We start from the raw sequence: 23,987 nt of genomic DNA, 5'->3' as shown, positions 1-23,987 counted from the left end.
CGTGGCCCAAATAAAAAAAAAAGCGCTTAAGGCTAATTGGCATCAGCCTAGGATCGGCCGGATTGCGCCCCTGTCAGGGGCGCTGTGCTAACGTCTCGGGAAACTAAGGCTCGATGCCCTTGAGAAATTTAAACAGATCACTGTCAGTTGATAACACCAGGGTGGTGTCTTGACCGATGATCGTTTGGTACGCCTGCAGGGTTCGAGTGAACTCATACAGGTCGCGCGATACGTCGCTCTGGTTATAGGCCTGAGCATAGATTTCGGTCGCCTTGGCGTCGGCCATGCCGCGAATTTCCTCTACCTCACGATAAGCCTCAGACTGGATTTTATTCAGATCACGAACGCGGTCACCCCGGATTCGAGCGGCCTCACCATTACCTTCGGACAAGAATCGTTCGGCAATCTGACGTCGTTCACTGATCATCCGGTCATAGATTTTCGGCCGCACGCTGGCGTTGTAGTTGATGCGCTTAAAGCGAATGTCGAGTAATTCAATACCGAAGACCTTCACTTTTTCAGCCGCGGCGCGGAATATTTCATCCTCGACGCCCTGACGTCCCTTGCTAATGGGAACCAGGTTGCCCATGTTGGCGGTTCGGTCGTCGCCGGCCAACAGTTCATCACGCAACGGCACACGATCTTTGGTGGTACGAATTATTTCGATCAATTCGTGTTTAGCCACCGCGTTGCGCGTTTCACTGCCGAGTATGTCGTCCAAACGCGACTGCGCGCTGCGCTCGTCTTTCAGGCGCAAGAAGTACTGCAACGGTTCGGTAATGCGCCAGCGCGCAAAGAGGTCGACTGAGATGTAGAGCTTATCTTTGGTCGGCATATCGGACGGTTCGCCGTCCCATTCCAGGACCCGCTTGTCGATCGCATTCACGTCTTGGATGAAGGGCGTCTTGAGGTGTAAACCGGCACTGGTGACCGGGTCGCCGACTGGCTTGCCGAACTGAGTAATAATAACCTGTTCAACCTCATCGACGGTGTAAAAACTGCCCTGCAGCAAGATGACGACGACCGCCACAGCTGCCAGAGAACCGACTTTCATTACACTGCTCATGGCTTCGCTCCCGACTCGCTAGTGAGGTTTAAGAAGGGTAAGAGACCGCGGGTCTGTTCATCGATAATAATCTTCGATTTTATCGTGGGCAGAACCTCCTGCATGGTTTCGATATAGATCCGGCGTCGGGTTACTTCCGGTGCCTTCTGATATTCCGATAACAGGGCATTAAAGCGGGCGGCGTCACCTTCGGCTTCGTTGATGCGTTTTAAGCGGTAACCGTCGGCTTCTCGAATACGCTGATCTTTTTCACCTTCGGCCAAGGGAATGACCTTGTTGTAGTCTCGTAGGGCCTCGTTGATCAGCTTTTCTTTCTCCTGCTGGGCCTGGTTGACCTCGTTAAAGGACTCCTGCACCGGGCGCGGCGGATTGATATTCTTCAATTGCACCTGATCGATGCTGATGCCCATAACGTATTTGACGGCCAGAGCCTGCATCTTAACTAACGCTTCGGACTCGATTTCCTGGCGACCAATGGTGATCACCTCATCGACGGTGCGGTCACCGACCACTTCACGCATGACCGATTCGGACACATAACGTAACGTCTCGCTCGGCTCCCGAACTTCGAACAGGAATTTCACTGGATCGGCGATGCGATATTGCACCACCCATTCAACCAACGCGGCATTGAGGTCGCCGGTGACCATCTGGGTTTCCAGCTGACCATTGGTACCGCGGCCACTTTGAAATGGGTCGGTTGAGCCTGGGGTAGCGAAACCAAATTCCTGCTTAAGCTGACGCTTAACCGGTACGATGGTGGCTTTATCGATGCCCAATGGGAATTTGAAATGCAAACCCGGTGGTATTTCCTTGACGTACTTACCAAAACGTTGCACTACGGCAACCGAATCGCTGGGCACAGTAAAGAGCGAGGTCCAGACGCCCACGCCAAGCAGAAATACCAGTAATATGACGAGAATGTTGCCGGCGCTGCCGCCGCCTCCGCCGGGTAATGATTTCTTTACCCGGTTGATTCCGTCGCTGATCAGTTTATCGAGATCTGGTGGGGGTTGGTTGCCGTTTGACCACGGGTCGCTACGGTAGCCACTATCCTGTTGAGATGGCATATATATGTCCCTCCATCGATGGCAAAATTAATTTTTCGCACAATACGCGATGTGGGGCTGCTATCGGTAAACACAAGGGCCAAACACAAGCTTTGGACCTAGTTCGGTGGGTCGATCCGATCCGGCTGGGAGCCGTTCAGGCGATACCAGCCGGCAATCGAATAGCGGTCGCGCCGGGCCGGCAGGACCTCGTGCGGAAAATCCTCACTGATAAAGGCGACCACCGTACCAAAGGCGGGTGTAACACGGATACCCTCCCAATCTGTGCTGTCTTGATAGATCACCAGCTCACCGCCGTCGGCCGGATTCCAGTCTCGATTCAAATAGACAATCAAAGAAATAACCCGGTTGGCCTGGCCCTTAAACGCATCGACATGGCGTTTGTAAAAATCACCGCTGGCATAATGGGCAAAGTGGCTTTCGAACGAAAATAGGCCGAGGAACAGCCTTCGATTGAGATAGGTCTGTAAGCCCTTTACCCACTGCAGCCATTGGGCCCCGGCGTCGGAGTTGCCCTCGATCCAGGCAATCTGGTTGCTGCGCACAAAGCCGTTCAAGCTGTAATCCTGTTGGCGACCGACGCCGGCGGCCGAAAACGCCACTTCAGGCATCTGCTGCAGATGCTCCAGGAGATTTTCCGCCAGCCCTAGGGGCAGGGCAAAGGGGTTGATACTGTAACCCTTGTGCAGCAAATCGCGACTGATATTCTCAAACAATACTAGATGGCCACTATCATCAAAACGGCCATCGGCTAGGGTCAATGCAGTCAAGGATTATCCTTTTGAGTCCGGTTCGGACCCCTGTGTGGCAGGTCGCAATGGCAACCTGTGGGTAATGGATTAATGAAGCCGGTCTTTATCGATTAAAGGCTTATCAATCAGCATTTACTGCGCTGGCCGGCACGTTGGCCAGATAGGACATGACCTTAAGAAAGGCCGCTACCGCTTCTTTTGGTGCCGTTTCCGACAGGGTATGATAACCCGATGTGGGTATCTGTACCGTTGTGCCAATCACCAAGCCCTTAGACGCGGCAATGATTCGCCCCATTTCGGTGGAACCTAAGGAACCTGGTGGCAGGCCCTGCGCAACCAGCAGGTTATTTTGTGCCTCAACAAAGGTGTCCTTGTATTGAATGGGGATGGCCAGCTGGTGGCAAACTTGCGCCAGTTGAGCGGTCAGTTCGGCACTGAATTGGGCGTTCGCGTCCTTGTTGCGCAACACCAATTGCTGTTGTTGGGCGCTGGCGAAATCGGGAAAGGGACTGGTGTCGACTACGATCAATTGGTTGGTCGAACCGCCGAAACGACGAAACCACTCCAGCAGATAGCGCCAACTTTTACCGGCCTCTTCCTGAGCGGTAAAGAAGGCAGTACCTTGAAAGCCACACTCAAACAAATAGACCAGTGCGGCGACGGTGAGCACATTATCGAGTTGGCCGACCAACGCCTCATCGGTGACCCGCAACTTATCAAGAAAGGCCACCGGGGTGCCCGCGATAAGATGCTCTAAGCCGGCGACGGAAAAAATCAGGTTGTTGCGATATTCGCAAATATGGGCCTCTTGGATGGTGCCTTTGCCACGATAGGTGCCCGACCAGGGTTCATAGGCATAGACCTGTTCGCCGTCAAAGCGGTCAACCACCTTGCGCATCAACTGTTCACTGACCGAATTGCCGAGCAGATCGGAGCGGGCCCCAGCGACGAAGGCGGCAAATTGAAATTCATTCGGCCCGGTGCAGATTAATCCGTGGCGATCCATATGGGCGGCCAGATAGAGAGAATCCGGTTGTTTGCCCTGCGCGACCAGTAGCCCTTCATACCAGGTTACGGTAGCGCCGCGCTCTTCCAATTCGCGCTGTAGCACACGGCAAAAGGAATGCTCTGCGCCAACCACGGATGGACTGCGCATCAATAGGGCGAGCAGGTCAATAAAGGCCGCCGGCAAAGTGGCTGCGCTGAGTTCAGTTAAAGGGTTGGTGTTCGTTTGCGAGGTCGGCATCGGCATGGCTCTATCGGTAGTGATCAGGTCTGGGTGGGCGGACTCACTGGGGCCGCCCGATTAGCGGCCCCGGTGGCGCGTTCAATAAGTTACGTTACTGTGCCGATACGGCGTCATAAATATCTTCATCAAAGGCATCGGGGCTGACCACCAAGGCCTCTTCGTCGAGGTTGGGAAAGACGGCCAGGCTCAGGCCATCGCTCAGCAGACCCTCGGTCCAGCGCGCTTGCCAATCGCTTAGGCTGATGGCGGTGACGGTGCAGTCGGCCCACTCGTCCTTGACCCAAGCGCTCGCGCTGCTTTGGTGCGGCCAGACCGGGACGCAGTCGTCGCCATCGCTGTTTAACAACACACTGCCGCCGTCGCCAACCAAGATCCACAGTTCGCCGCGTGCGATCAGTTGCTGCACCAGATAATCGTAACGCTTATCCGACGCTTGAGTTTCCAATTGGGCTAATAGGGTCTGATCGATAGGTGCGGTCATAGGGTACTACTCTAAGGCAAGAAAGCGGCGATTATGCCGTGGTGCTTGACCAAGGTCGAGGCAAGATTTTCGTCACGGCCATGGGCCGATAATAAGACTCGTGAGCCGCATCAATCTGGAGCGCAAGCAATGGACCATAGAGTGGCCGCGATCTGGAATCGCGGCCTTGAGCCGACGCAGGCGTTAGCCTCGCTCGGCGGCGTTCAGGTGGCCGAGGAAGGTCGTGACATCTGCTTCGCTGGTGCGAAAGGAGGTGACCAGTCGGACCACCTCATCGTGCTCGCTCAGGTTGAAGTGACTGGGCACAAAATGCCGCGGCCACTGATAAAAAACTGCACCCTGAGCGCGCAGCTGTTCGATCACTGGGCTCGGCAAAATAGCAAAGACCTCATTCGCGGCGACCGGCCAAATGACCTGGCTGGCCGGGCATGCCGCCATACCCTGTTCCAACAAGGTGGCCATGCGGTTGGCATGGGCGGCCAGCTCGAGCCAGTGCCCGTCGTTAAGCCAGGCACTGAATTGCGCCCCAAGCCAACGGCCTTTAGACACTAGGTGACCGGAACGCTTGCGCAGGGGCACCAGATTAGCGGCCAGGGGACGATTGAAAAACACGATGGCCTCGGCGCTGAGAGCGCCGTTTTTGGTCGCGCCGAGGCTCAGTACGTCGACTCCTGCCTGCCAGCTGATGGCCGCCGGATGGCAGTTCAAGCCGGCCACGGCATTGGCAAAGCGCGCGCCGTCCATATGGACGGTTAGGCCATGTTGATGGGCCACAGCGCACAGCGCGGCCAGCTCTTCGATGCTGTAAACCTGACCCGATTCGGTGACCTGGGTCAGGCTCAGGACCGCCGGCTCGGCATTGTGTGGCGGGTGGGCAGAGCCCTGGCTGAGGTATTGGCTCAGGGTCTCCAGGCTGAGTTTTTCGCGCCCGGCGTCGAGCCCAATCATGCGCGCGCCGCCGGTAAAAAACTCCGGCGCGGTCAGTTCATCATTCAGGATATGCGCCTGGGCATGACACAGGATGATCTGCCAAGGCGAGCTCATGCAAGCCAGCGCTAGAGCATTCGCTGCCGTGCCGGTACTGACAAAGAACACCTCGGCCGGGCTGTCAAAGGTAGTTTGAATCGCGCGAACGGCCTGTTGGGTCCACTCATCGTCGCCATAGGCGGCGGAGATACCCTGATTCGCCTGTGCTAATGCGGCAAAGACCGCATCGGATGCGCCACTTTGATTATCACTGCCAAAATACATACTAAGATCCTTCTCTTGGGTTGGTTGAACCGCCGGGCTGGCGGGTAGGGACCGGTCGGATGTTATCGCTAATTCAGCTTGAAATACGCTACCGTCCAATCAGCCATAGATTAGCAGCTCGGCCTGAGCCACGACCAGAGCCACGACGATTTTTTTTCCGTTCAGACCATTAAGCTAGCACTGAACCAGTAGCAAATGCGTTGCCATGAACGGCCGATTGGAATTAGGATTGGAATCTGACTTAACCCGGAGGACGCACGGTGACGATCAGTGAATTTGAACTCAAACGTTGTGCTCGGGTCCTGGACCAATACCTAGTGCTCAAGCGGCCCGCGGCACATCTGCGTCATGAGTTCGATATAGACTATCGAATAAGCGGCCAAAGCGTTGAATTGTTCGAGACTCGGGCCGACCCGCGCGATTCTGCCGTTCGGCTTGAAAGCGGCTTGGCTAAGGCCGTATTTGTTAAAAAAGACCAGTGCTGGAAGATCTATTGGCAACGGGCCGATCTGAAATGGGTGCCTTACGACTCGCACCCAATCGTCCGACAATTAGATGACTTCATCAAACTGGTCGATGAGGACAGTCACGGTTGCTTTTACGGCTAGCGCGATCGCGCTTCGATCGTCAGGCCGCACTGGCCCAAACCCTGATAGTGCAGCTGAATCGGTGTCGCCAGCGGCATCTCAATCAGCCCGGCATAGGTGCCGGTGATAATGGCCTGGCCGGCGCTCAAATCGACACCGCTCTGGCTGAGATAATTGACCAACCAATAGAGCGGCCGTTGCGGCAATTCATTCGGGTGCACGCCAGCCAAGGATTGGGTCTGCTCCGGCAGTTCAAAGCGGATGGTCATGGTCATGCATTGGTAAGCCGCGACACGGTCAATAACCGGACCCAAAAACAAACCCTGGTTGAGCAGGCCATCGGCCAATTGATCGAGAAAGCCAACCTGGGCATCGCCGGCGTAACGCTGTTGCACCAATTCCAATGCCATATGGCAGCTGCCTACGGCGGCATCGATCTCGGCTGGAGTATAGGCGGCCGCGCGTGCCGGTAAATCAGCGCCCAGCACAAAGGCAATTTCCGGCTCAACCAGGGCGCGTCCTTGTTCGGGCTCTACTGTGCAGGTCGAGCCGCGAAAAACGGTGCGCGCGAAAATCGGCGCCAGCACCAGTTTATCCTTACTGGGCAGCGCGCATTTCCAACCGGCGACGGCATCGGACTGCTGAGCAATTACCTCGCGCTGAATGGCCAGTGCCGCCGCCAGACTGTGCGGTCGAATGGCATCGGGTAAGCGGGCCATGGGTTGTTGGGTGGCGCGCCCCGCTAATAGGAGGGCCGCCGCCGATCTGGCCGTTTCACGGTCTATTGCTTGGCCGTGCGGTATATCAGGGTATGTCATAGAATTAACGATCCCAAACCTAAGAAGACGACAAAGCCGACTATATCGGTGACCGTGGTCAGCACCACCGAGCCCGATAGGGCCGGATCCAATTTGAGTTTACTGAGCACGATCGGGATGACCACGCCGGACAGCGCACCGGCGCAAATGTTCACCAGGATGGCCAGGGCAATCACCACGCCAATCATCGGATTGGCAAACCAGATCGAAACGATGATACCCACGGTGATGGCCCAGATAATGCCATTCAAACCGCCCACGCTGAGCTCTTTTTTAAGCAGCGCGCGGCGGTTGTCTTTGGTCACTTGGCCGAGCGCCAAACCGCGAATGATCAGGGTGAGGGTTTGGCTACCGGCGATCCCGCCCATACTGGCGACAATCGGCATCAAAACCGCTAAGGCGACAATTTCCTGCAATGTGATGGTAAAGAGGCCGATAAACCAAGAGGCGGCGAAGGCCGTTAACAGATTGATGCCGAGCCAAAAAGCGCGGTTCTTTGCGCTGGTGACCACCGGCGAGAACAGATCCTCATCTTCATCCATACCGGCGCCGGCCATGATCTGACCTTCGTAATACTCATTGACGATTTCACTGGCCGTGCGTACATCCATGCGGCCCAGCAGCAGACCCTGGGCATCGACCACGGGTAGGGCTGAGTAGCCACTCTTCTGGACCCGAAAGGCCGCGTCGACGGCGCTGTCGGATGCCGCAATCACTAAAAATTCGTGCGGGTCTGGCTCACTCAGGTCGGTTAAGGGCACATGGTCGGGGGCGCCGATAATATCGCCGATATGGACCGCGCGGGAAAAATGCCCAGCCCTATTGATCAGGAAGACGGCGTCGACATGGTCGGGAAGTTCTCGCCGCAACAGGCGCAAACCATCCCGCACCTTGGCGTTTTGCGGCAAGATAAGTTGATTGTGATCGACCCAGTGCCCGGCCAGCTCATCGGCGTATTTTTGCGCCCCTTCATAATATTGGCGCTGCTTGGAATCCATTGCCTGTAAAGCCCGATCGACCAAGCGATTCGGCAAGGAGTCGGCCAACTCAACCAGATCCTCGGCGTCCATCTCTTGGAATAAGGCATCCAGCTCGTCGAGTGACATGGCGTCGAGCAATGTTTCACGCGGATCGCCGCGCATTACCACAAGAATGTTTAGACGACTGGCGGTCGGTATTTTTGCCCAGCGCTCGAGCCGTTTATCGAGCGGCAACGATTCAAGGATTAACGCGACGTCGTCAAATTCTTGATGCACCAACATCCTGCCAATGAGCATTTCCTGCTCCTGGCTCTGTACATCAATGGTGTCGTCAACTGGATTCAAAAATTCGTCGGCCAAGCGCAGGGCATCCTTCTAACATGGGCGTTGCAAGCAATGCAGCGCCGGTCGAAAAAGAGTGATTATAGGGCTATCGAGGCGGAAAGATATGTCCCCGTGTCATTTTCAGTATAGCCCTGTGCAGGTCTTTGCTGTGCTACGCGCTCAGCTCGCCGATGCGTCCGGTCAATTGTTCGATGGCTGCCAAGGCCGTCAGCCGGACGCCCTGTTGTTGCAGTTGCGCGAAGTCCTTGGCTTGAGCCTCGCTATAAAAGCGTTGATGCGCGGTTTCAGCGTCTTCCTGCAATAACCACAGCAGTTTGGCGTGACCGGCCAGGATCAGGTTGCCCTCATTCATAGCGCCGATTGGGAAATCGCAAACGATAGTCAGATCGGCCGATTCAACCATGGCCTGGGCCTGGTCGATCGCGTCTTGATCGATTGGGGCGAAGGCGGGCACCGCAATATGGCGCATACCGGTGGCCGTCCAGAAGTCGGTGTCGGAGTCCTGTTCATGACCGATGCCGCCGCTCACCGTGACGCCGCGTTGCAACAACCAACGCGCCAAGGCGACCGTACTGCCTGCCCCACCGATCAGATGAACATGCAGGGGCACCGCTATGGGTGCCTGTTTTACCGGCAGTACTGTGACCGTGCCGGTCACCGGATGTTGGCTGACCGTGACCTGCTGTTGATACAGTTGGGCCATATTGGCCTGGGTGATCACCTGCTCCGGCGTACCGCTGGCAATCAATCGCCCCTTGTCCAAGAGCAGCAAGCGGTCACAAAATACCGCGGCAATATTTAAATTATGAATGGCCACCAAGGCGGAATGTTGGTGCTCGCAATGGCGCCGCAACAGGTTCATGAGTTGCGCTTCATGGCCGATATCCAGGCTGGCGGTGGGCTCATCCAACAACATCAGCGGGGCCTGTTGCATCAGGATACGAGCAAACTGGACCAGCTGATTCTCACCCCCAGACAGCTCGGTGAGCTTTCGGTCGAGCAGATGGGTCAATTCAAGTTGCTCGGCCAGTTCGGCCACGTCGTTGCGTAGCACCTGGGCTGACGGGATCTGACTCGCCTGCCGACTGTGGGCGCCGAGGGCGATGACATCGCGCACTAGAAAGGGTAACGACGGGGCCGAATGTTGTGCCATATAACTGATGCGTCGGGCGCGTTCGGGATGGCTCAACGACGCCAAGGGCGTATCCGATAGACTAATGTGCCCTTCGGTCGGTTGGTGATAATCGACCAAGAGCTTCAATAGGGTACTTTTACCCGCGCCATTGGGGCCGATTACACCGACCAGTTCGCCCGGTTCCAGGGCAAAGCTGAGGTCGCGCAATAGGGCCCGATCTTGGCGATAAAAGCCGAGCTTTTGGACCGATAAGAGCGGCGCGTTCATGCCAGTTTCCCCTGTCGCTGTAACCGAACTATTAGGAAAATAAAGTAACTGCCACCGAGCACGGCGGTGATAATGCCGACCTTGATCTCATGGGGCGCTATTAGGGTGCGACCGATCAGATCGGCGGCCAGTACCAGCCAGGCGCCGATAAAGGCAGATAGGGGCAATAGTAAGCGGTGATTGGGGCCAAACAGTAGCCGCACCAGATGCGGCACCATCAGGCCGATAAAGCCAATGGGTCCGGCAATTGCGATGGCTAGGGCGGTCACCACGGAACAGAGAATCAGGGTGCGGCGGCGCGTCTGTTCGACATCGAGCCCCATGCCGTGGGCATTTTCTTCCCCCAAGGAAATCAAATCCAAAGCCTTGGCCAGGCGGATCAGCAGGCTGCCAAAGAGTATTAAAAAGGGTGCCGGCCAGAGTACATGCGGCCACATCCGGCCTTCCAGTCCGCCCATGGTCCAAAAAATAAACTGGCTGATCTCATATTGTTCGGCGAGCAACAGGGCCGCAGAGGTGGCGCCGGTGAGCAGGCTGGATAAGGCCAGTCCAGCCAAGATGATAAACAGCAATTGCTGGCCCGCCTCCGAGCGCAACGCTAGGGCGTAGATCAGGGCCGCACTGATTAAGGCGCCGACGATGGCGTAGGCCGGTAAAACCAATGGATGGAGCAGCGCGGTGCCGGTGGTAATGGCCAAGACGGCGCCCAGGCTGCTGCCGGCACTGATGCCCAATATATCGGGGCTGGCCAGCGGATTTCGAAATAAGCCCTGCATCGCCGCGCCGGCTATAGCCAGGCTGCTGCCCGCCAATAGCCCAGCCAAAGCTCGTGGTAGGCGAATGTGCAGCAGGATGGCGCTGGTGCGCGGAAACAGCTCGCGCGCACTATCGAGGTCGCCCAACAAGGCATACTTGATCACGGACAGCAGCTCACCGATCGGCAACGCCACGGCGCCCAGTGCCAGATAGGCCAGCAAGAGGAGGGGGCCACTGGCTAGTAATGCAGCGATCAAGGTGGGTCGAAACATGCCTAACATTGCCGGCCGCCTATGGTAGATCGTGGCTGAGTTGGTCGCTGACATAGCGAATTGTGCGAACTATATGGTGACTGTAGGTGCCGCGCAGTGCGCCTGGAATTTCATAGACCCGTCGATTTTTAACCGCCTGCACATCTGCCAGGGCCGGGTCGTTAATAACTTGTTGGTAAAAGGTATTGCTGGCCGGATCTGCGCCATAGAGGCCGCCGGGCAAGAAGAGGACGTCGGGGTCGATCTTGATGATCAATTCTTTCGACATGGCGACCTGACCAAAGTCACCCTGCTCATAAGGGGCTGTGCCGTTGATCAGGCCCACGCCATCTAGAATGGCCTGCCAAGTAGTGTCTGCACCACTAGCGGTACCCCAACTGTTATAGTCCAGAGCAACCCATTGTTGCCGTTCGATGGCCGCCTTTTGTTCGGCCAGTGAGGCTAGGTCGCCTTGCATGTTAGCAATCAAGTCAGCTGCCTGCGTGCTGCGATTGAGCAGCTCGCCCAGCTTGGTAATTTCAGCTTCGATCGCCGCCAAAGTAAAGGGGGTATTAACCAGATAAACCTGGATGCCGGCTTGGCGCAGCTGAGTGACCTTGTTGATCTCGCTCCAGTTGGCGGCAAAGACCAGGTCGGGAAAGTTGTTGAGGATCGGCTCAACGTAAAAATCGAGCTGGGCCACGCCCTTGGGCAGGCGATCGGCAATATTGGAGTAATTTGGATCACTGGCTAGACTGGTGATGCTGGTCAGGCGGTTGCTCGGCAGAATGGCGGTTAGGACCTCATCGGTAAAGAGAGTTTTGGAGGATATATTTTGCGGTTCACGCTCCAGCCTTATCGTCTTATTCATGCCATCGATACGGCTAATGGGGTAGGCCGTCTCGGCGCTAATTGGCCCGGCGAAGAAAAAAATTGCAAAAACTGCAACTATAGTCAAATTTAAAGGCATCTGAATCTCCTGTATGGCGCGTACAGTAATAAAATAGGGTTTGTTTCGTTCACGTCTTCTGGCTGATGACCCAAGAACTGTCAATTACAGTGGCGCGACCGCTGCGGTTTTACACCGCATTCCGTATGAACGAACGCGGATTTGACAGCGAAAGATCGGGCAAGTCAACCGGAAATCCGCCCAGTTAGGGAAACTCTCGCCTACTGGGGTGTGCCTAATGTCCCTATAAGGCCTATGGATAAGAATGAAAGGCTCTGTGATATTATGACACTCATATTACGACAATAGGATCTGGCGCCAGGTCGGTATCCTCATCAGTAAAGGACAACCCATGGCAATATCAGTAGAAGCGCACGCGGTCCATAAAAGGCTCCTCGAATTGGGTTTGGAAACGCCCGTGATGGAGCAGAAATTAACCCCCGCGGCTCAGATTGAAAAGATAGAAGGCTTGATGCATCAGGTGATGGGTGCTTTGGCGTTGGACCTAACCGACGACAGCATGGCGGAAACGCCGCATCGAATTGCCAAAATGTATGTAAATGAAATATTTTCAGGGCTGGACTACAACAAGTTCCCAAAAATAACTCTTATTGAAAATAAGATGTCTGCGACTGAAATGATTCGGATCCGCGATATTGAGCTGACCAGTACCTGCGAACACCACTTTGTGACCATTGATGGCTTTGCAGACGTGGCATACATCCCGGGTCAGAGGATTATCGGATTGTCGAAAATAAATCGCATAGTGCGTTTCTTTGCGCAGCGACCTCAGGTACAAGAACGGTTGAATCAGCAGGTATTGGTGGCGTTGCAAACGCTACTGGATACTGAAGATGTGGCCGTGAAGATCAATGCCACCCACTACTGTGTTAAGGCGCGTGGCGTGATGGATAGCCATTCCAGCACTGAAACGCTATCGCTGGGGGGGCAGTTTTTGACCGATCGTGACCTGCGTCGGGATTTTGTCCGCTAACATGTTCCGCTCTGACGTCAGGCCCGTTCGGGCCTGATCATATAGCCTCTTGTTATTTCTTGCCGGTCATCGTAATGGACACCGAATCAGCAAAGCGCAAGGCGTGCGGTTTATCAACCGACACGCTGGCATAACTGACATCGGGGTGTTCATGGGCAATTGCCAGCAGGTCAGCCGCTAAACGCTCCAGTAGTTTAAATTGACCCTCTTCCACCAAAGCGATCATCTTTTTAGTGATCACCTTATAGTTGACGGCATTATTTTCACTGTCAGTGGCGCACGCCAAATCGGCTGGATAGTGAATTTCGGCATTGATAATCACATCCTGCTGTTTTTGCAGCTCTTCCGGATTAAAACCAATATAGGTGCGTAAGCGCAGATTCTTGATGTTAATGATGGCTGTTGTCATGTCTGTCCCGTTGGTTAGGTTGCTGTTTGCGGCGGATAATGAATTAGTTGCGGCTGATCGAACGGCCACCGTCAACCTTGATGGCAGTGCCGGTGATAAAGCTGTTGGCCAATAAATATTGTACGGTTTGGAAGATCGGTTCAAAGCCAGCCTCATGGGGTAACAGACTATCTTTGAGCACCTGTATTTTACTCTCAGCACTATGATCTGGTAAGAATTTTAGCGCGCCCGGTTGAATCGAATTGACGCGTACCTGCGGGGCCAGCAGCTTGGCAAAAGATTTCGATAGATTCTCCAAGCCAGCCTTGGTAGCGCAATAGAGGGCATAGTCTGAATTGGGGTTCTCGGCATAGATATCAGTCATATGAATGATATTACCGTTGTCTGAACGCGCCAAGGCGGCGGCCAATTCGGTGTTGAGCAACGCGGGCAATTGCATGTGGATATGAAACAATTGGCCGAACGCTTCACTCGAACCGGTGTCGACACCGCCGACAAAGAGTGAGGCATTGTGTATCAATAGATCCAGGGGTTGGGCGGCAATTTGTTGGCAAAAGGTCTTGATCTGATCCAGTTGATAATAGTCCAACGTGACGATATTAAGGCGCTCGCCACGCAAGCGGTCCAGTTCGGCGCTGCTGCTGCGAGTCAACACCGTGACCTGCCAGCCATCGGCCAACAGGTGTTCGGTCATATATAAGCCGAGCCGGCGGCTGCCGCCGGTAATCAGTGCATGTGGCATAGAATCCTCAAAGCTGAAGTGATTGAAAACATAATCGGTTGAATGTACGAATAAGGCAATAGATTGGATGGCCAAAGAGTAGACCCGTGCGACTAAGCAAAAGGTGCTATGGCGTGCCGCCTTGAGGGCTGGTAACGTGTCGTCCCGATTTAGACGACCTAGTTTATGGAAATTACCGTAATAACCGTGAGCCTGCTGTTAGGCACTGGCCTGATCGCTGGCATTATCAATACCTTGGCCGGTGGCGGATCCAACCTGACCCTACCCGCCCTAATGATCATGGGCCTGCCAGCAGATATGGCCAATGCGACCAACAGGGTCGGGGTTATCATGCACACCATGGTCACCCTGCGCAGCTTTTCCCGGCACGGTAAGTTGCCGATGCAGGGCGCCAAGGGGCTGTTTGTGCCGGTATTAGTGGGCGGGGTGATCGGCTCAATACTTGCCTCTTACCTACCGGCCACCCTGCTCAAGCCCATTTTGTTGACCACTATGATCAGTATGTCGTTGGTGATGCTGTTTCGTCCCGGCATGGTCTTTCCCTCAGCTCATGAACAACCCCAGGCTCTGGTGCGCTGGAGCAAGTCCTGGTGGCTGCTGCTGCTGTCGGGTGTCTACGGTGGTTTTGTCCAGGCCGGGGTCGGCTTTGTCCTGATCGCTGTGATCGCCGGTGGGCTGCGCTACGATCTGGTGCGCACCAATGCGCTCAAGATCCTCTGTACCGGTACCTTTACCAGCGTGGCCTTGGCGCTCTTTATTTGGCGCGGCCAGGTGGTCTGGGTGCCGGGTCTTATCTTGGCGTCGGCGACCATGGCGGGCGGTCTTATCGGCGTGCGTCTAGCCTTAAACATTAGCCCATTGGTGATGAAATGGGTGTTGTTTGTAATGACGGTTGTAGTCAGTATTGCTGCACTGCTCTAATTTTGGCTGACCTACTTTTTCATAGCGGTTCGACGCGCAGATGACCGATATCGACCTTCACCTCGGGTGCTTGCCCAGTCAACGTCTCAATCAGGCCGCCGACGGGGGCTAGGCTTAGGCCATCGGTATTGACGCTGGGGATCGGCGACTCGAACCGGTCTGGCAACAACAGGTCCGCGCCGAGCGAGGCCACGGTCAAGGCGCTGGTATCGACAAGGGTCGGGGTAAAGCCGCGAGCCACGCCCAGGTCGACCCCGGGTGGCGCTAAATCCCAAGTTGGAACGATGACAGGCGCTTGTAGGGGCGGTTGGTGCTGTTCTATTAGATCGGGGTCATTTTCACCCGATTGGCTGTCGGTGAATCCGAGTGTATTATTTGCGACGGGCGGCTCCGCTTTGGCGTCATCCACAGATGTTGTTGGCGCCGTCCGGTTGGCCGCCTGATGGGGCCGGACAATTAACTTAGCACCAGCCTGCTTAAAAGCCGTCTGGTACTTAATGGCCGTGGCCTTATCGACTTGCTGCTTAATCAGCTGTTCTTGACCCGAAAAGAGCCTTGCCATATAGGCATCATTGGCCTTTAAGAGGACTTGCAGGTCGGCCTGGACGAAGTCGCGGAAAAAGCCGTCGACCAGGTCGCCCCGGAAAAAGAGATCGTACTGTTGTTCGGCCATAAACTATCTATCTTCATGAACTTACTAGAGTATAGCCTAGCGTAGCAGGTTGGCTTTAAAGCTGGGAACCTTGTGATGAATCCGACGGGAACTCTTACGTGAATCTAATTTTACTGCTGGCGCTGCTAGTAGGTACGCAAATTGGCCTGTCGGACGGCCTGATACTGCCGACTCTGGTGGCCGATCACGGTCAGGGTAGTTTCTTGGCGGTCTATACCGTCTTGAAGCTATTGTTTATCCTGCCGGTGCTGCAGGCTGAGCTGGTAGCGGGTCGCCTCTATCGAGTAACTCCGTTCGAATTTTCCTTTTCAATCCTCAATAAGACGACAACGCGCGTTCTATTTGGAATTCTGTTGACCGCCATTATCTTGGTTATGGCGACGAATTTGTTTAATACATCCTGGGCCCTTATGTTCGGCTTCGACGGTCTGCAGGGCGATCTGCTGTCGTTAAAGCCACTCGATCAGAATCTCTACTGGTTTGCTCAAAATCAAGACATCAGCCGAATCATGATCCTAGTCGTGGTGCAGGGCGTCCTGTTGGTCATGCTCGGTGGACTGGCCTGGCGCGTGATCGCGGCGATTTTCCTAGCCGTGGTACCCCTAGTAGCGCTCTTTATCGTCCTATCATTACCGAGTATTGGTCGAATGCTGCTGGACATGGCCTGGCCGGCGCTGTCTGTGGAGGATCTATTAGTGGCCATGCAGCACGCCCTAACCTCATCGATGGCTGGGCTATTGATCTGGTATGTGGTCGGCACCAATCTGTCCGATCGTTTACCGACCGGCCGCGTTATTATCGGTGTTCAGGCATTTGACGTGCTTTATGGCATGGCCATGCTCGCCATTTCATGGCAGTGGATTAGCGCCCAGGCCGTCGCCAATTTGGACGTGGGTACACTGTTACGGGCCTTGACCGCCAGTCTGTCAGATACCGTTCTGTTACCCTTTCCGATTGCCGTCTGGCTATTTTTTACCGCTTTGGTGGGCAGTATTAGCAGTTTGCCCCTGCTATTGTTGGTTACCCAGGAACGCCACGTTCCAGGTCGGCGCTGGTTACTGATGGGCACCATCGCCTCGGTCGTCGCCTTGAGTGGTGTCTTGGTTTATTCTCATGACCCAGATTCGCCCTTAATTTGGTACGGCAAGCCGGTATATCACTATGTGCAGCAGCTCAGTCAGGGGGTGATTATTCCCTTTATTACGGCTTCTATTGCGCTCTGGATTGGCTGGGTGGTCTGGCCCAATCGGGTATTGCTGCAGGTCAATCCGCACGGCGGCCTGCGTTATTTTCTTTGGCGGCTGGTATTAAAATTTGTCGTGCCGTTAGTGCTTGGGTTAGTATTCGTGCGCGCCACAGTGAGCCTGATTGCGATTGATCTATACCAGGCGCTGGCCTGCGTATGTGCCATTTTACTAATATTTCGCCTTTACTATTGGGTGAAAAATAGAGCCTTACTTCCCCGCATATGATTGAAATACATCGCTCCGCCCTAGTCTTGGTTTCTGCCGAACAACTCTATGACCTGATTAACGATATTGAACAATATCCTCAGTTTCTCGAGGGTGTGGTCGCGACTCGCCTGCTTGAGGCCAGTTCCACCGAGATGTTGGGCGAGTTGACCGTGCGCAAAGCCGGATTCGAACGGACTTTGGTGACCCGTAATACCCTGGTACGCCCGCTCTCGATTGCAATGAATCTAGTCGAAGGACCCCTGGACAGTCTAACGGGACTATGGCAAATCAAGCCATTGGGTGATGCCGGTTGCAAGGTCACTTTTGACCTAAGCTTTCATGCCAGCCAGGGCCTTAAAGCAGCGGCTTTTAGCCTGATGCTCAAACAGTTAGCGGACACCATGGTAAGTGCCTTTGTGGCGCGCGCCCAAGACCTGAAATCCTAAGCAAAAGTGTTAAGGAGCATGCAATGATCGAAATAGAAGTGGCCTATGCAACACCCGAACAGCAGCTGGTTCTGGCGCTTTCGGTGCCTGAGCATACCGATTTGCGCAGCGCCGTGCTGCTCAGCGGCATTGCTAAGACCTTTCCTGGCTTGGATGTCAGCATTGCCCCGCTTGGGCTGTTCGGGCGTAAGGTAGCCCAGCCGGAGGCTCAGCTGGTAGCAGCTGGTGACCGTATTGAAATATACCGCCCCCTGACTATCGACCCTAAGCAGGCACGCTTGAATCGCGCGGCTAAAACCAAGGGCGAGAAAGCGCAATCCCCTAAGGGCTAGGTGATCGGGTTAGTTTTGTTCAATGTTGGCAACCCGTCCGGCCGAGAAGTAGATGATCAGATTGGAAAAGCCGGTTGCCGAGTCATAGATTGGATAGACCCAGCGCACCTGGGTTTGCTCACCTGTCAACAGCGGACTGCCCAAGATAAAGGTCACCTGCTCGGGGGTCTGGCCGATAATCAGCTGATCGATCTGCTCGGGCCGAACCACATTGCCCTGACCAAGTTCAGCTTGGTAGGGTTGTAACATGCCACAGGCGGAGAGTGCGAATGCAACTAGGCACAGTAACCCAAAGTTTGATAGTCTGGCGCGCAATGAATTCATCCTTTTGTTCGCGGTAATTGATGCCGGACATTGTACACATTTATTCGGAGACGAGAAGGTGGCGACACAGAATCAAGATTTGAAAGATGCGGGCCTTAAGGTCACCCTGCCGAGGGTGAAAATCCTGCAGATGTTTGCAACCAATGATAGTGGCCATCTCAGTGCCGAGGATATATACAAAGCCCTGCAGGAGACCGGTGAGGACGTTGGCCTGGCGACCGTCTATCGGGTCTTAACCCAGTTTGAAGCTGCCGGCCTAATCACCAAGCATAACTTCGATGGCACCCATGCCATCTATGAATTGGCGACCGACGATCACCACGACCATATGATCAATATCAAGACCGGTGAGGTGATCGAGTTTGTCGACAGCTTGATCGAGCAACGCCAGCATCAGATAGCGGCTGAGCATGGCTTAACGATCGTCGGCCACAGCCTTGTCCTCTACGTCAAAAAGGCCGAGTGAATAGCAACCTGCCGCCGTCGGCGCACCGCTGAGCAAAACTGTCTTGGCCAATTGTGTGACGCGTTTCAGGTAATATTAAGGTTCAACGGCTATAATTCTGCTAACGGTCAATACGGCTAATCATTTTGAGGATCGGGCAGATGCATAAGCAGTTAACGGTTTGGTTGTTTTCGGTGATACTCGCAGGATTAAGTTTTGCCGATGTCCAAGAAGGCGATGCCTTCCCCGCGTTCAAAATACCCACTCTGGATGGCAAGGTGCTGGATACCGCTCAATTGACAGGCCGGGTGCTCTATGTGGATTTTTGGGCCAGTTGGTGTACCACCTGTAAGGAGTCCTTCCCTATACTGAGCGAACTGAACACCGAACTGCAGGGCACTAATGTGTTTTTCCTCGGTATTAACACCGATGAAGACGTGGCCTTGGCGAATAAATTTCTTCTTAAAACACCGGTCAATTTCTTGAATGTCTCCGATCGCACGCAAAAAATAGTCGAGTTCTTTCAACCCAAGGGATTCCCGACTGCCTATATAGTGGGCAAGGACGGCATTGTGCACACGGTTAAGGCCGGCTTCGCCGGCAAGGCCAAAACCAAGGCACTATTGTTGGAGTTGGCGGCTCAATAGGCCCTAGGCCGCGCGCACAAAGAACAAAAAAAGCCCGCTTGCGGGCTTTTTTTGTTGTCATACCTGAGGGTTGAAGCATTAGTGAGCGTGTAAATGGCTCTGTAGCATTTCTGCGGCATGAGCACGCGTTTGCGCCGTGATATCGATGCCGCCGAGCATGCGCGCGATTTCATCGATGCGTTGGTCTGCTTGCAGTTGGTGGATATGAGTACTGGTGGTTTCCAACCCCTGGACCTTTTGCACAATGCAATGGTTGTGACCCAAAGACGCGACTTGCGGTAAGTGGGTCACGCAGATTACCTGACCCCGGGCACCAACCGACCGCAGCATATGGCCCACTATTTCTGCCGTGGCACCACTGATGCCGACATCCACCTCATCAAATACTAAGGTAGGGATGGTCGAATGTTCGGCACAGACCACCTGAATTGCGAGCGATACGCGTGACAATTCACCACCGGAAGCCACCTTAGCCAAGGCTTGCAATGGCTGACCCGGGTTGAGGCTGATGAGGTATTCGACCTGATCGATGCCGACGGAGGAGGCGCGTCCCTCCGGATTAAATTGTAGGCTAAACTTGGCACCGGGCATGGCCAGTTGGTTCAACTTCTCAACGACCTCCTCAGCAAAGGTGCAGGCCTTCTTTTTGCGCAGTTTGGACAGGGCGGTTGCCAGTTTAATATAGGTCAGCTTGCGACGCTCGACATCGTCGCTCAGGCCAACGAGCAATTCGTCATCGTTTTTCAGCTCGGCGAGCTCGGCGAGCAAAGTTTGTTGATGCGCGACCAAATCGGGCGAATTAACCCGATGCTTTCGAGCCAATTCATGGATTTGATTGAGCCGTTCCTCAATCTGAAACCGGGTTTCGTCATCAACCACAAAACTCTCGATATAGCTGTTTAGATCGTGGCTGCTTTCCTCAATTTGAATCAGAGCACTGTCGAGCAAACTTAAGGCATTGGTCAGGTGCGTTGAACTGTCGTTCAAACCCTGCAATAAATGTAAGGCACTTTTTAACTCTTGGGTCAGATCAATATCGCCATCATCGCCCAGCTTGCTTAACGCCGAATGAGCGCCCGCTAATAGCACAGTACTCTTATCTATCCGTTTGAAATCGGCCTCGAGTTGCTCGACCTCACCGTCCTGTAAATCTAACTCTTCTAATTCATCGCATTGGTATTGCAGCAGCTGCAAGCGTGCGTTTTTCTCGGCGGTGTTTTGCACCAACTGTTTCAACTTACGATCGAGGCCCTGCCAACTGACCCAGGCGTCCTTGACTTGCGCTGTTTTAGCGCCCAGACCGGCATATTCATCGAGCATGCGAAGGTGGGTATCAGTGCGCATCAGCGACTGATGGGCATGTTGGCTGTGGATATCGATGAGAAACTCGCCCAGTGTTTTAAGTTCGGCCAAGGGCACCGGTTGACCATTGATAAAGGCCCGCGATCGACCGTCACTGGACACTATGCGACGCAAAATGCACTCCACGCCATTATCGAGATCGCGTTCGAGCAACCACTTTGCCGCCATCGGGATCCGCTCGACGCTAAAGGATGCGACCACTTCGGCACGCTTTTCACCATGGCGCACTATGTTGCTTTCGGCGCGATCGCCCAAGGCCAGATTCAGGCTGTTAAGCAAAATTGACTTACCGGCACCGGTCTCGCCCGAGATCGAGGTCATGCCGGGCTGCCAATCGATGTCGATATTATCGGCAATGGCAATATTTCGGATCAATAGATTCTTCAACATGGTGGAATTCCTTGTGGTCGTATACTGTATATGTATACAGCTAAGCTGGTTATCGATCAAGTTGTTTGTACCAGCGAACACTAAAAAAGCCTTGAACTGCTGTTTTTAACACAGTTTTATTGGTTCTAGCGTGCAAAGCCCCCTTGAAAAGAAAGGGTAAACCCCAATTAAATCCGCCGTCAGTTAAGTTCAGTGTTGAGTGGATAGGGTAAGCAATGACCAGTGAAGATAAGTCAGTTGAAGAAATGCCAGTAAATGAGCCCGTTAGTCCTGAGGATGTGACGGTGGAAGACGTGATGGCCAGCGAAAGCGAAGCGTCGAGTGATCTGGTCGTGCAATTAGCTGCTGCTCGAGAAGAAGCCAGCAAAATGCGCGACCAGTACCTACGCTCGGAAGCCGAAATGGCTAATCTGCGTCGCCGGGTCGAGAAAGATGTCGAAAACGCGCATAAGTACGGGCAGGAAAAACTGTCCCGCGAGCTGCTAGCGGTGGCAGACAATCTGGAACGAGCGGTGTTATCGAGCGAAAGCGAGAGCGCCGACCTGGTATCGCTCAAAGAGGGGGTCGATCTCACCCTAAAGGGCCTGAAAGACCTCTTTATTAAGTTCAATATCGAAGCTATCGATCCGGAAGGCAATCCTTTTGACCCACAATTGCACCAAGCAATGACCATGGTCGAAAACCCGAACGTCGAACCCAATACCGTGATAGCGGTGATGCAAAAGGGCTATCTGCTCAATGGCCGGCTTATTCGCCCAGCCATGGTGATGGTCAGCAAGGGCGGCACTGCTGCCAGCAAAACGATTGATGAAACAGCCTGATTTACGCAGCGTCAGGACTTGAAATATATTTGATTGCTCACATATCGTTGAGCACGCAAGAACGAACTTTTACGGAGTAAATTAGAATGGGCAAAATCATCGGTATTGACCTGGGCACGACCAACTCGTGTGTATCGGTCCTGGAAGGCGGCAAGCCTAAAGTTATCGAGAATTCTGAAGGCGATCGCACCACACCATCGATCGTTGCATACACAGATGACGATGAAATCCTCGTCGGTCAGTCTGCCAAGCGCCAAGCCGTTACCAACCCCGCCAACACCGTTTATGCGGTAAAGCGTTTGATTGGCCGTCGCTTTGAAGACGATGTCGTGCAAAAAGACATCGCCATGGTGCCCTACAAGATCGTCAAGGCCGACAACGGTGACGCGTGGGTTGAAGTGAAGGGCGACAAGAAAGCGCCACCACAGATTTCTGCCGAAATATTAAAGAAGATGAAGAAGACGGCCGAAGACTATCTGGGCGAATCTGTCAGTGAAGCGGTTATCACCGTACCGGCCTATTTTAACGACGCTCAGCGTCAGGCCACTAAAGACGCTGGCCGTATCGCCGGTCTGGATGTTAAACGCATTATTAACGAACCTACTGCTGCGGCACTGGCATACGGCATGGACAAGCGTCGTGGTGACAGCGTCATTGCGGTCTACGACCTCGGTGGCGGTACCTTCGATATCTCGATCATTGAAATTGCTGAAGTCGATGGCGAGCACCAGTTTGAAGTACTGGCAACCAACGGTGACACCTTCCTAGGTGGCGAAGACTTCGACATGCGCATGATTAACTACCTGGCTGAAACCTTCAAGAAAGAGTCGGGTATCGATCTAAAAGGCGACGCCCTGGCAATGCAACGTTTGAAAGAAGCTGGCGAGAAGGCTAAGGTTGAACTGTCCTCTGCCGCGCAGACCGACGTAAACCTGCCGTACATCACCGCCGATGCCAGTGGCCCGAAGCACTTAAATGTCAAGGTCACCCGCGCCAAGCTGGAATCACTGGTTGAAGACTTGATCGAACGCTCATTAGAGCCGGTTCGTATCGCTCTGAAGGATGCCGACCACGATATCTCCGATATCGATGAAGTTATTCTGGTGGGTGGCCAAACGCGTATGCCGATGGTCCAAGCCAAGGTTGCTGAATTCTTCGGTAAAGAGCCGCGCAAAGATGTTAACCCAGATGAAGCCGTTGCTGTTGGCGCAGCCATTCAGGGCGCCGTTCTGTCGGGTGAAGTGAAAGATGTATTGTTGTTAGACGTGACGCCATTAACCCTGGGTATTGAAACCATGGGTGGTGTCTTAACGCCGCTGATCGACAAGAACACCACCATCCCAACTAAGAAGAGCCAGACCTTCTCTACTGCAGACGATAACCAGGCCGCCGTGACCATTCACGTGCTGCAGGGTGAGCGTAAGATGGCCGGTCAGAATAAATCCCTGGGGCGTTTTGACCTTGCCGATATTCCGCCGTCACCACGCGGTGTACCACAGATTGAAGTGAGCTTTGACCTGGACGCCAACGGCATCCTGAACGTCTCGGCTAAAGACAAGGGCACCGGCAAGGAGCAATCGATCATCATCAAGGCCAACTCCGGTCTGTCCGATGAAGAAATCGATCAGATGATTAAAGACGCCGAAGCCAATGCCGAAGAAGACCTGAAGTTTGAACAACTTGCCCAAGCGCGTAACACCGCCGATGGCCTGGTTCATGCCACGCGCAAGTCACTGAAAGAAAATGGTGACAAGGCCACGGACGAAGAGAAAGAAAGCATCGAAGCGGCCTGTGTCGCGGTAGAAGCTGCCATTAAGGATGAAGACAAGGAAGCGATCGACAAGGCTGTAGAAGCCCTGAGCGAAGCCTCTTCTGCATTTTCACAGAAAATCTATGCCGACGCCGCTCAAGAAGCCGGTGCAGGACCCGAAGCCGGTGCCGATGCATCTGCCGAAAGTGCTGACGACGCAGTGGATGCAGAGTTTGAAGAAGTTAAAGATAAGTAAGTGATATCCCGATAACCGGCCGACCGGGCGCACCTTAGCGTGCCGCTTCTAGGCTGATACAGGA

26 protein-coding genes and 1 riboswitch are annotated in these 23,987 nt (G+C 54.2%); of the genes, 10 read left to right on the top strand and 16 right to left on the bottom strand.

Features of this window, described 5'->3' with window-relative positions; genetic code table 11:
• Positions 1 to 103: 103 nt before the first annotated feature.
• From hflC to REIFOR_RS14510, 6 genes are all read right to left on the bottom strand, one after another.
• Complete coding sequence (gene hflC / locus REIFOR_RS14535; RefSeq protein WP_100258257.1) at positions 104 to 1,054, bottom strand: protease modulator HflC; 951 nt, start codon at positions 1,052 to 1,054, stop codon at positions 104 to 106.
• A gap of 8 nt (positions 1,055 to 1,062) precedes the next feature.
• The gene (gene hflK / locus REIFOR_RS14530; protein ID WP_100258256.1) at positions 1,063 to 2,136 is read right to left on the bottom strand and encodes an FtsH protease activity modulator HflK; all 1,074 of its coding nucleotides are present in this window, start codon (positions 2,134 to 2,136) and stop codon (positions 1,063 to 1,065) included.
• Between the two features lie 98 nt (positions 2,137 to 2,234).
• A complete protein-coding gene (locus REIFOR_RS14525) occupies positions 2,235 to 2,906 on the bottom strand; it encodes a 2OG-Fe(II) oxygenase (RefSeq protein WP_100258255.1) in 672 nt (223 codons plus the stop codon).
• A 103-nt stretch (positions 2,907 to 3,009) separates the two neighbouring features.
• Positions 3,010 to 4,134, bottom strand: a complete 1,125-nt coding sequence (locus REIFOR_RS14520; protein ID WP_100258254.1) for a peptidase M42 — start codon at positions 4,132 to 4,134, stop codon at positions 3,010 to 3,012.
• Between the two features lie 94 nt (positions 4,135 to 4,228).
• Positions 4,229 to 4,618, bottom strand: a complete 390-nt coding sequence (locus REIFOR_RS14515; RefSeq protein WP_100258253.1) for a DUF2750 domain-containing protein — start codon at positions 4,616 to 4,618, stop codon at positions 4,229 to 4,231.
• A gap of 183 nt (positions 4,619 to 4,801) precedes the next feature.
• Positions 4,802 to 5,869: a threonine aldolase family protein gene (locus REIFOR_RS14510; RefSeq protein WP_100258252.1), complete on the bottom strand. Its 1,068-nt coding sequence runs from the start codon at positions 5,867 to 5,869 to the stop codon at positions 4,802 to 4,804.
• A 260-nt stretch (positions 5,870 to 6,129) separates the two neighbouring features.
• Between REIFOR_RS14510 and REIFOR_RS14505 the strand changes: the two genes are divergently transcribed.
• Entirely contained in the window at positions 6,130 to 6,477 is a 348-nt protein-coding gene (locus REIFOR_RS14505; protein WP_100258251.1) for a DUF3024 domain-containing protein, read from the top strand.
• On the opposite strand, the gene REIFOR_RS14500 is transcribed toward REIFOR_RS14505, so the two are convergent.
• From REIFOR_RS14500 to REIFOR_RS14480, 5 genes are all read right to left on the bottom strand, one after another.
• On the bottom strand, positions 6,474 to 7,274 hold the full coding sequence (locus tag REIFOR_RS14500; protein ID WP_100258250.1) for a hydratase: 801 nt from the start codon (positions 7,272 to 7,274) through the stop codon (positions 6,474 to 6,476). The two genes, REIFOR_RS14505 and REIFOR_RS14500, sit on opposite strands and share 4 nt — an antisense overlap.
• A complete protein-coding gene (locus tag REIFOR_RS14495; protein ID WP_227003699.1) occupies positions 7,271 to 8,614 on the bottom strand; it encodes a magnesium transporter in 1,344 nt (447 codons plus the stop codon). Before REIFOR_RS14495 ends, REIFOR_RS14500 begins: the two co-directional genes overlap by 4 nt.
• A 136-nt stretch (positions 8,615 to 8,750) precedes the next feature.
• Positions 8,751 to 10,001: an ABC transporter ATP-binding protein gene (locus REIFOR_RS14490; RefSeq protein ID WP_100258249.1), complete on the bottom strand. Its 1,251-nt coding sequence runs from the start codon at positions 9,999 to 10,001 to the stop codon at positions 8,751 to 8,753.
• Positions 9,998 to 11,038 (bottom strand): FecCD family ABC transporter permease, encoded by a 1,041-nt coding sequence (locus tag REIFOR_RS14485; protein WP_100258248.1) that lies wholly within the window; start codon positions 11,036 to 11,038, stop codon positions 9,998 to 10,000. Before REIFOR_RS14485 ends, REIFOR_RS14490 begins: the two co-directional genes overlap by 4 nt.
• A 10-nt stretch (positions 11,039 to 11,048) precedes the next feature.
• Positions 11,049 to 11,978: an ABC transporter substrate-binding protein gene (locus REIFOR_RS14480; protein ID WP_100258247.1), complete on the bottom strand. Its 930-nt coding sequence runs from the start codon at positions 11,976 to 11,978 to the stop codon at positions 11,049 to 11,051.
• Positions 11,979 to 12,009: 31 nt separating this feature from the next.
• A riboswitch (cobalamin riboswitch) is annotated at positions 12,010 to 12,143 on the bottom strand.
• 166 nt (positions 12,144 to 12,309) lie between these two features.
• On the opposite strand from REIFOR_RS14480, the gene folE reads away from it, so the two are divergent.
• Positions 12,310 to 12,951 (top strand): GTP cyclohydrolase I FolE, encoded by a 642-nt coding sequence (folE, locus tag REIFOR_RS14475; protein WP_100258246.1) that lies wholly within the window; start codon positions 12,310 to 12,312, stop codon positions 12,949 to 12,951.
• Positions 12,952 to 13,003: 52 nt separating this feature from the next.
• Here the strand turns inward: folE and folX are convergent, their stop codons facing one another.
• A complete protein-coding gene (folX, locus tag REIFOR_RS14470) occupies positions 13,004 to 13,360 on the bottom strand; it encodes a dihydroneopterin triphosphate 2'-epimerase (RefSeq protein WP_100258245.1) in 357 nt (118 codons plus the stop codon).
• A gap of 43 nt (positions 13,361 to 13,403) precedes the next feature.
• Positions 13,404 to 14,102 carry an SDR family NAD(P)-dependent oxidoreductase gene (locus REIFOR_RS14465; RefSeq protein ID WP_145980306.1) on the bottom strand — a complete coding sequence of 233 codons (699 nt, stop codon included), beginning with the start codon at positions 14,100 to 14,102 and terminating at the stop codon, positions 13,404 to 13,406.
• Between the two features lie 165 nt (positions 14,103 to 14,267).
• On the opposite strand from REIFOR_RS14465, the gene REIFOR_RS14460 reads away from it, so the two are divergent.
• Positions 14,268 to 15,023, top strand: coding sequence for a sulfite exporter TauE/SafE family protein (locus tag REIFOR_RS14460; RefSeq protein WP_100258243.1), 756 nt, complete (start codon positions 14,268 to 14,270; stop codon positions 15,021 to 15,023).
• 19 nt (positions 15,024 to 15,042) lie between these two features.
• Here the strand turns inward: REIFOR_RS14460 and REIFOR_RS14455 are convergent, their stop codons facing one another.
• Positions 15,043 to 15,696, bottom strand: a complete 654-nt coding sequence (locus tag REIFOR_RS14455; protein WP_100258242.1) for a hypothetical protein — start codon at positions 15,694 to 15,696, stop codon at positions 15,043 to 15,045.
• A 98-nt stretch (positions 15,697 to 15,794) separates the two neighbouring features.
• On the opposite strand from REIFOR_RS14455, the gene REIFOR_RS14450 reads away from it, so the two are divergent.
• The 3 genes from REIFOR_RS14450 to REIFOR_RS14440 are packed head-to-tail and all read left to right on the top strand — an operon-like array spanning position 15,795 to position 17,928.
• On the top strand, positions 15,795 to 17,168 hold the full coding sequence (locus REIFOR_RS14450; protein ID WP_100258241.1) for a hypothetical protein: 1,374 nt from the start codon (positions 15,795 to 15,797) through the stop codon (positions 17,166 to 17,168).
• On the top strand, positions 17,165 to 17,596 hold the full coding sequence (locus REIFOR_RS14445; protein ID WP_100258240.1) for a type II toxin-antitoxin system RatA family toxin: 432 nt from the start codon (positions 17,165 to 17,167) through the stop codon (positions 17,594 to 17,596). Before REIFOR_RS14450 ends, REIFOR_RS14445 begins: the two co-directional genes overlap by 4 nt.
• 23 nt (positions 17,597 to 17,619) lie before the next feature.
• Complete coding sequence (locus tag REIFOR_RS14440) at positions 17,620 to 17,928, top strand: RnfH family protein (protein WP_100258239.1); 309 nt, start codon at positions 17,620 to 17,622, stop codon at positions 17,926 to 17,928.
• A gap of 9 nt (positions 17,929 to 17,937) precedes the next feature.
• Here REIFOR_RS14440 and REIFOR_RS14435 read toward each other — a convergent pair whose 3' ends face one another.
• Positions 17,938 to 18,177, bottom strand: a complete 240-nt coding sequence (locus REIFOR_RS14435) for an outer membrane protein assembly factor BamE (RefSeq protein ID WP_158524400.1) — start codon at positions 18,175 to 18,177, stop codon at positions 17,938 to 17,940.
• 133 nt (positions 18,178 to 18,310) lie between these two features.
• Here REIFOR_RS14435 and fur point away from each other — a divergent pair, with 133 nt between their 5' ends.
• Together fur and REIFOR_RS14425 are read left to right on the top strand one after the other, a co-directional pair.
• Positions 18,311 to 18,718: a ferric iron uptake transcriptional regulator gene (fur, locus tag REIFOR_RS14430; protein WP_227003698.1), complete on the top strand. Its 408-nt coding sequence runs from the start codon at positions 18,311 to 18,313 to the stop codon at positions 18,716 to 18,718.
• 140 nt (positions 18,719 to 18,858) lie between these two features.
• A complete protein-coding gene (locus REIFOR_RS14425; protein ID WP_100258237.1) occupies positions 18,859 to 19,344 on the top strand; it encodes a TlpA family protein disulfide reductase in 486 nt (161 codons plus the stop codon).
• A gap of 78 nt (positions 19,345 to 19,422) precedes the next feature.
• Here REIFOR_RS14425 and recN read toward each other — a convergent pair whose 3' ends face one another.
• Positions 19,423 to 21,096 (bottom strand): DNA repair protein RecN, encoded by a 1,674-nt coding sequence (recN, locus tag REIFOR_RS14420; protein WP_100258236.1) that lies wholly within the window; start codon positions 21,094 to 21,096, stop codon positions 19,423 to 19,425.
• 215 nt (positions 21,097 to 21,311) lie between these two features.
• Here recN and grpE point away from each other — a divergent pair, with 215 nt between their 5' ends.
• Positions 21,312 to 21,917, top strand: coding sequence for a nucleotide exchange factor GrpE (grpE, locus tag REIFOR_RS14415; RefSeq protein WP_100258235.1), 606 nt, complete (start codon positions 21,312 to 21,314; stop codon positions 21,915 to 21,917).
• 86 nt (positions 21,918 to 22,003) lie between these two features.
• Positions 22,004 to 23,923, top strand: a complete 1,920-nt coding sequence (dnaK, locus tag REIFOR_RS14410; protein WP_100258234.1) for a molecular chaperone DnaK — start codon at positions 22,004 to 22,006, stop codon at positions 23,921 to 23,923.
• Positions 23,924 to 23,987: the final 64 nt, after the last annotated feature.

It is taken from the genome of Reinekea forsetii (assembly GCF_002795845.1).
In the GTDB taxonomy this organism is placed as follows: domain Bacteria; phylum Pseudomonadota; class Gammaproteobacteria; order Pseudomonadales; family Natronospirillaceae; genus Reinekea; species Reinekea forsetii.
The sequence above is the reverse complement of the archived record's forward strand: the minus strand, read 5'-3'. Positions and strand labels throughout refer to the sequence as shown.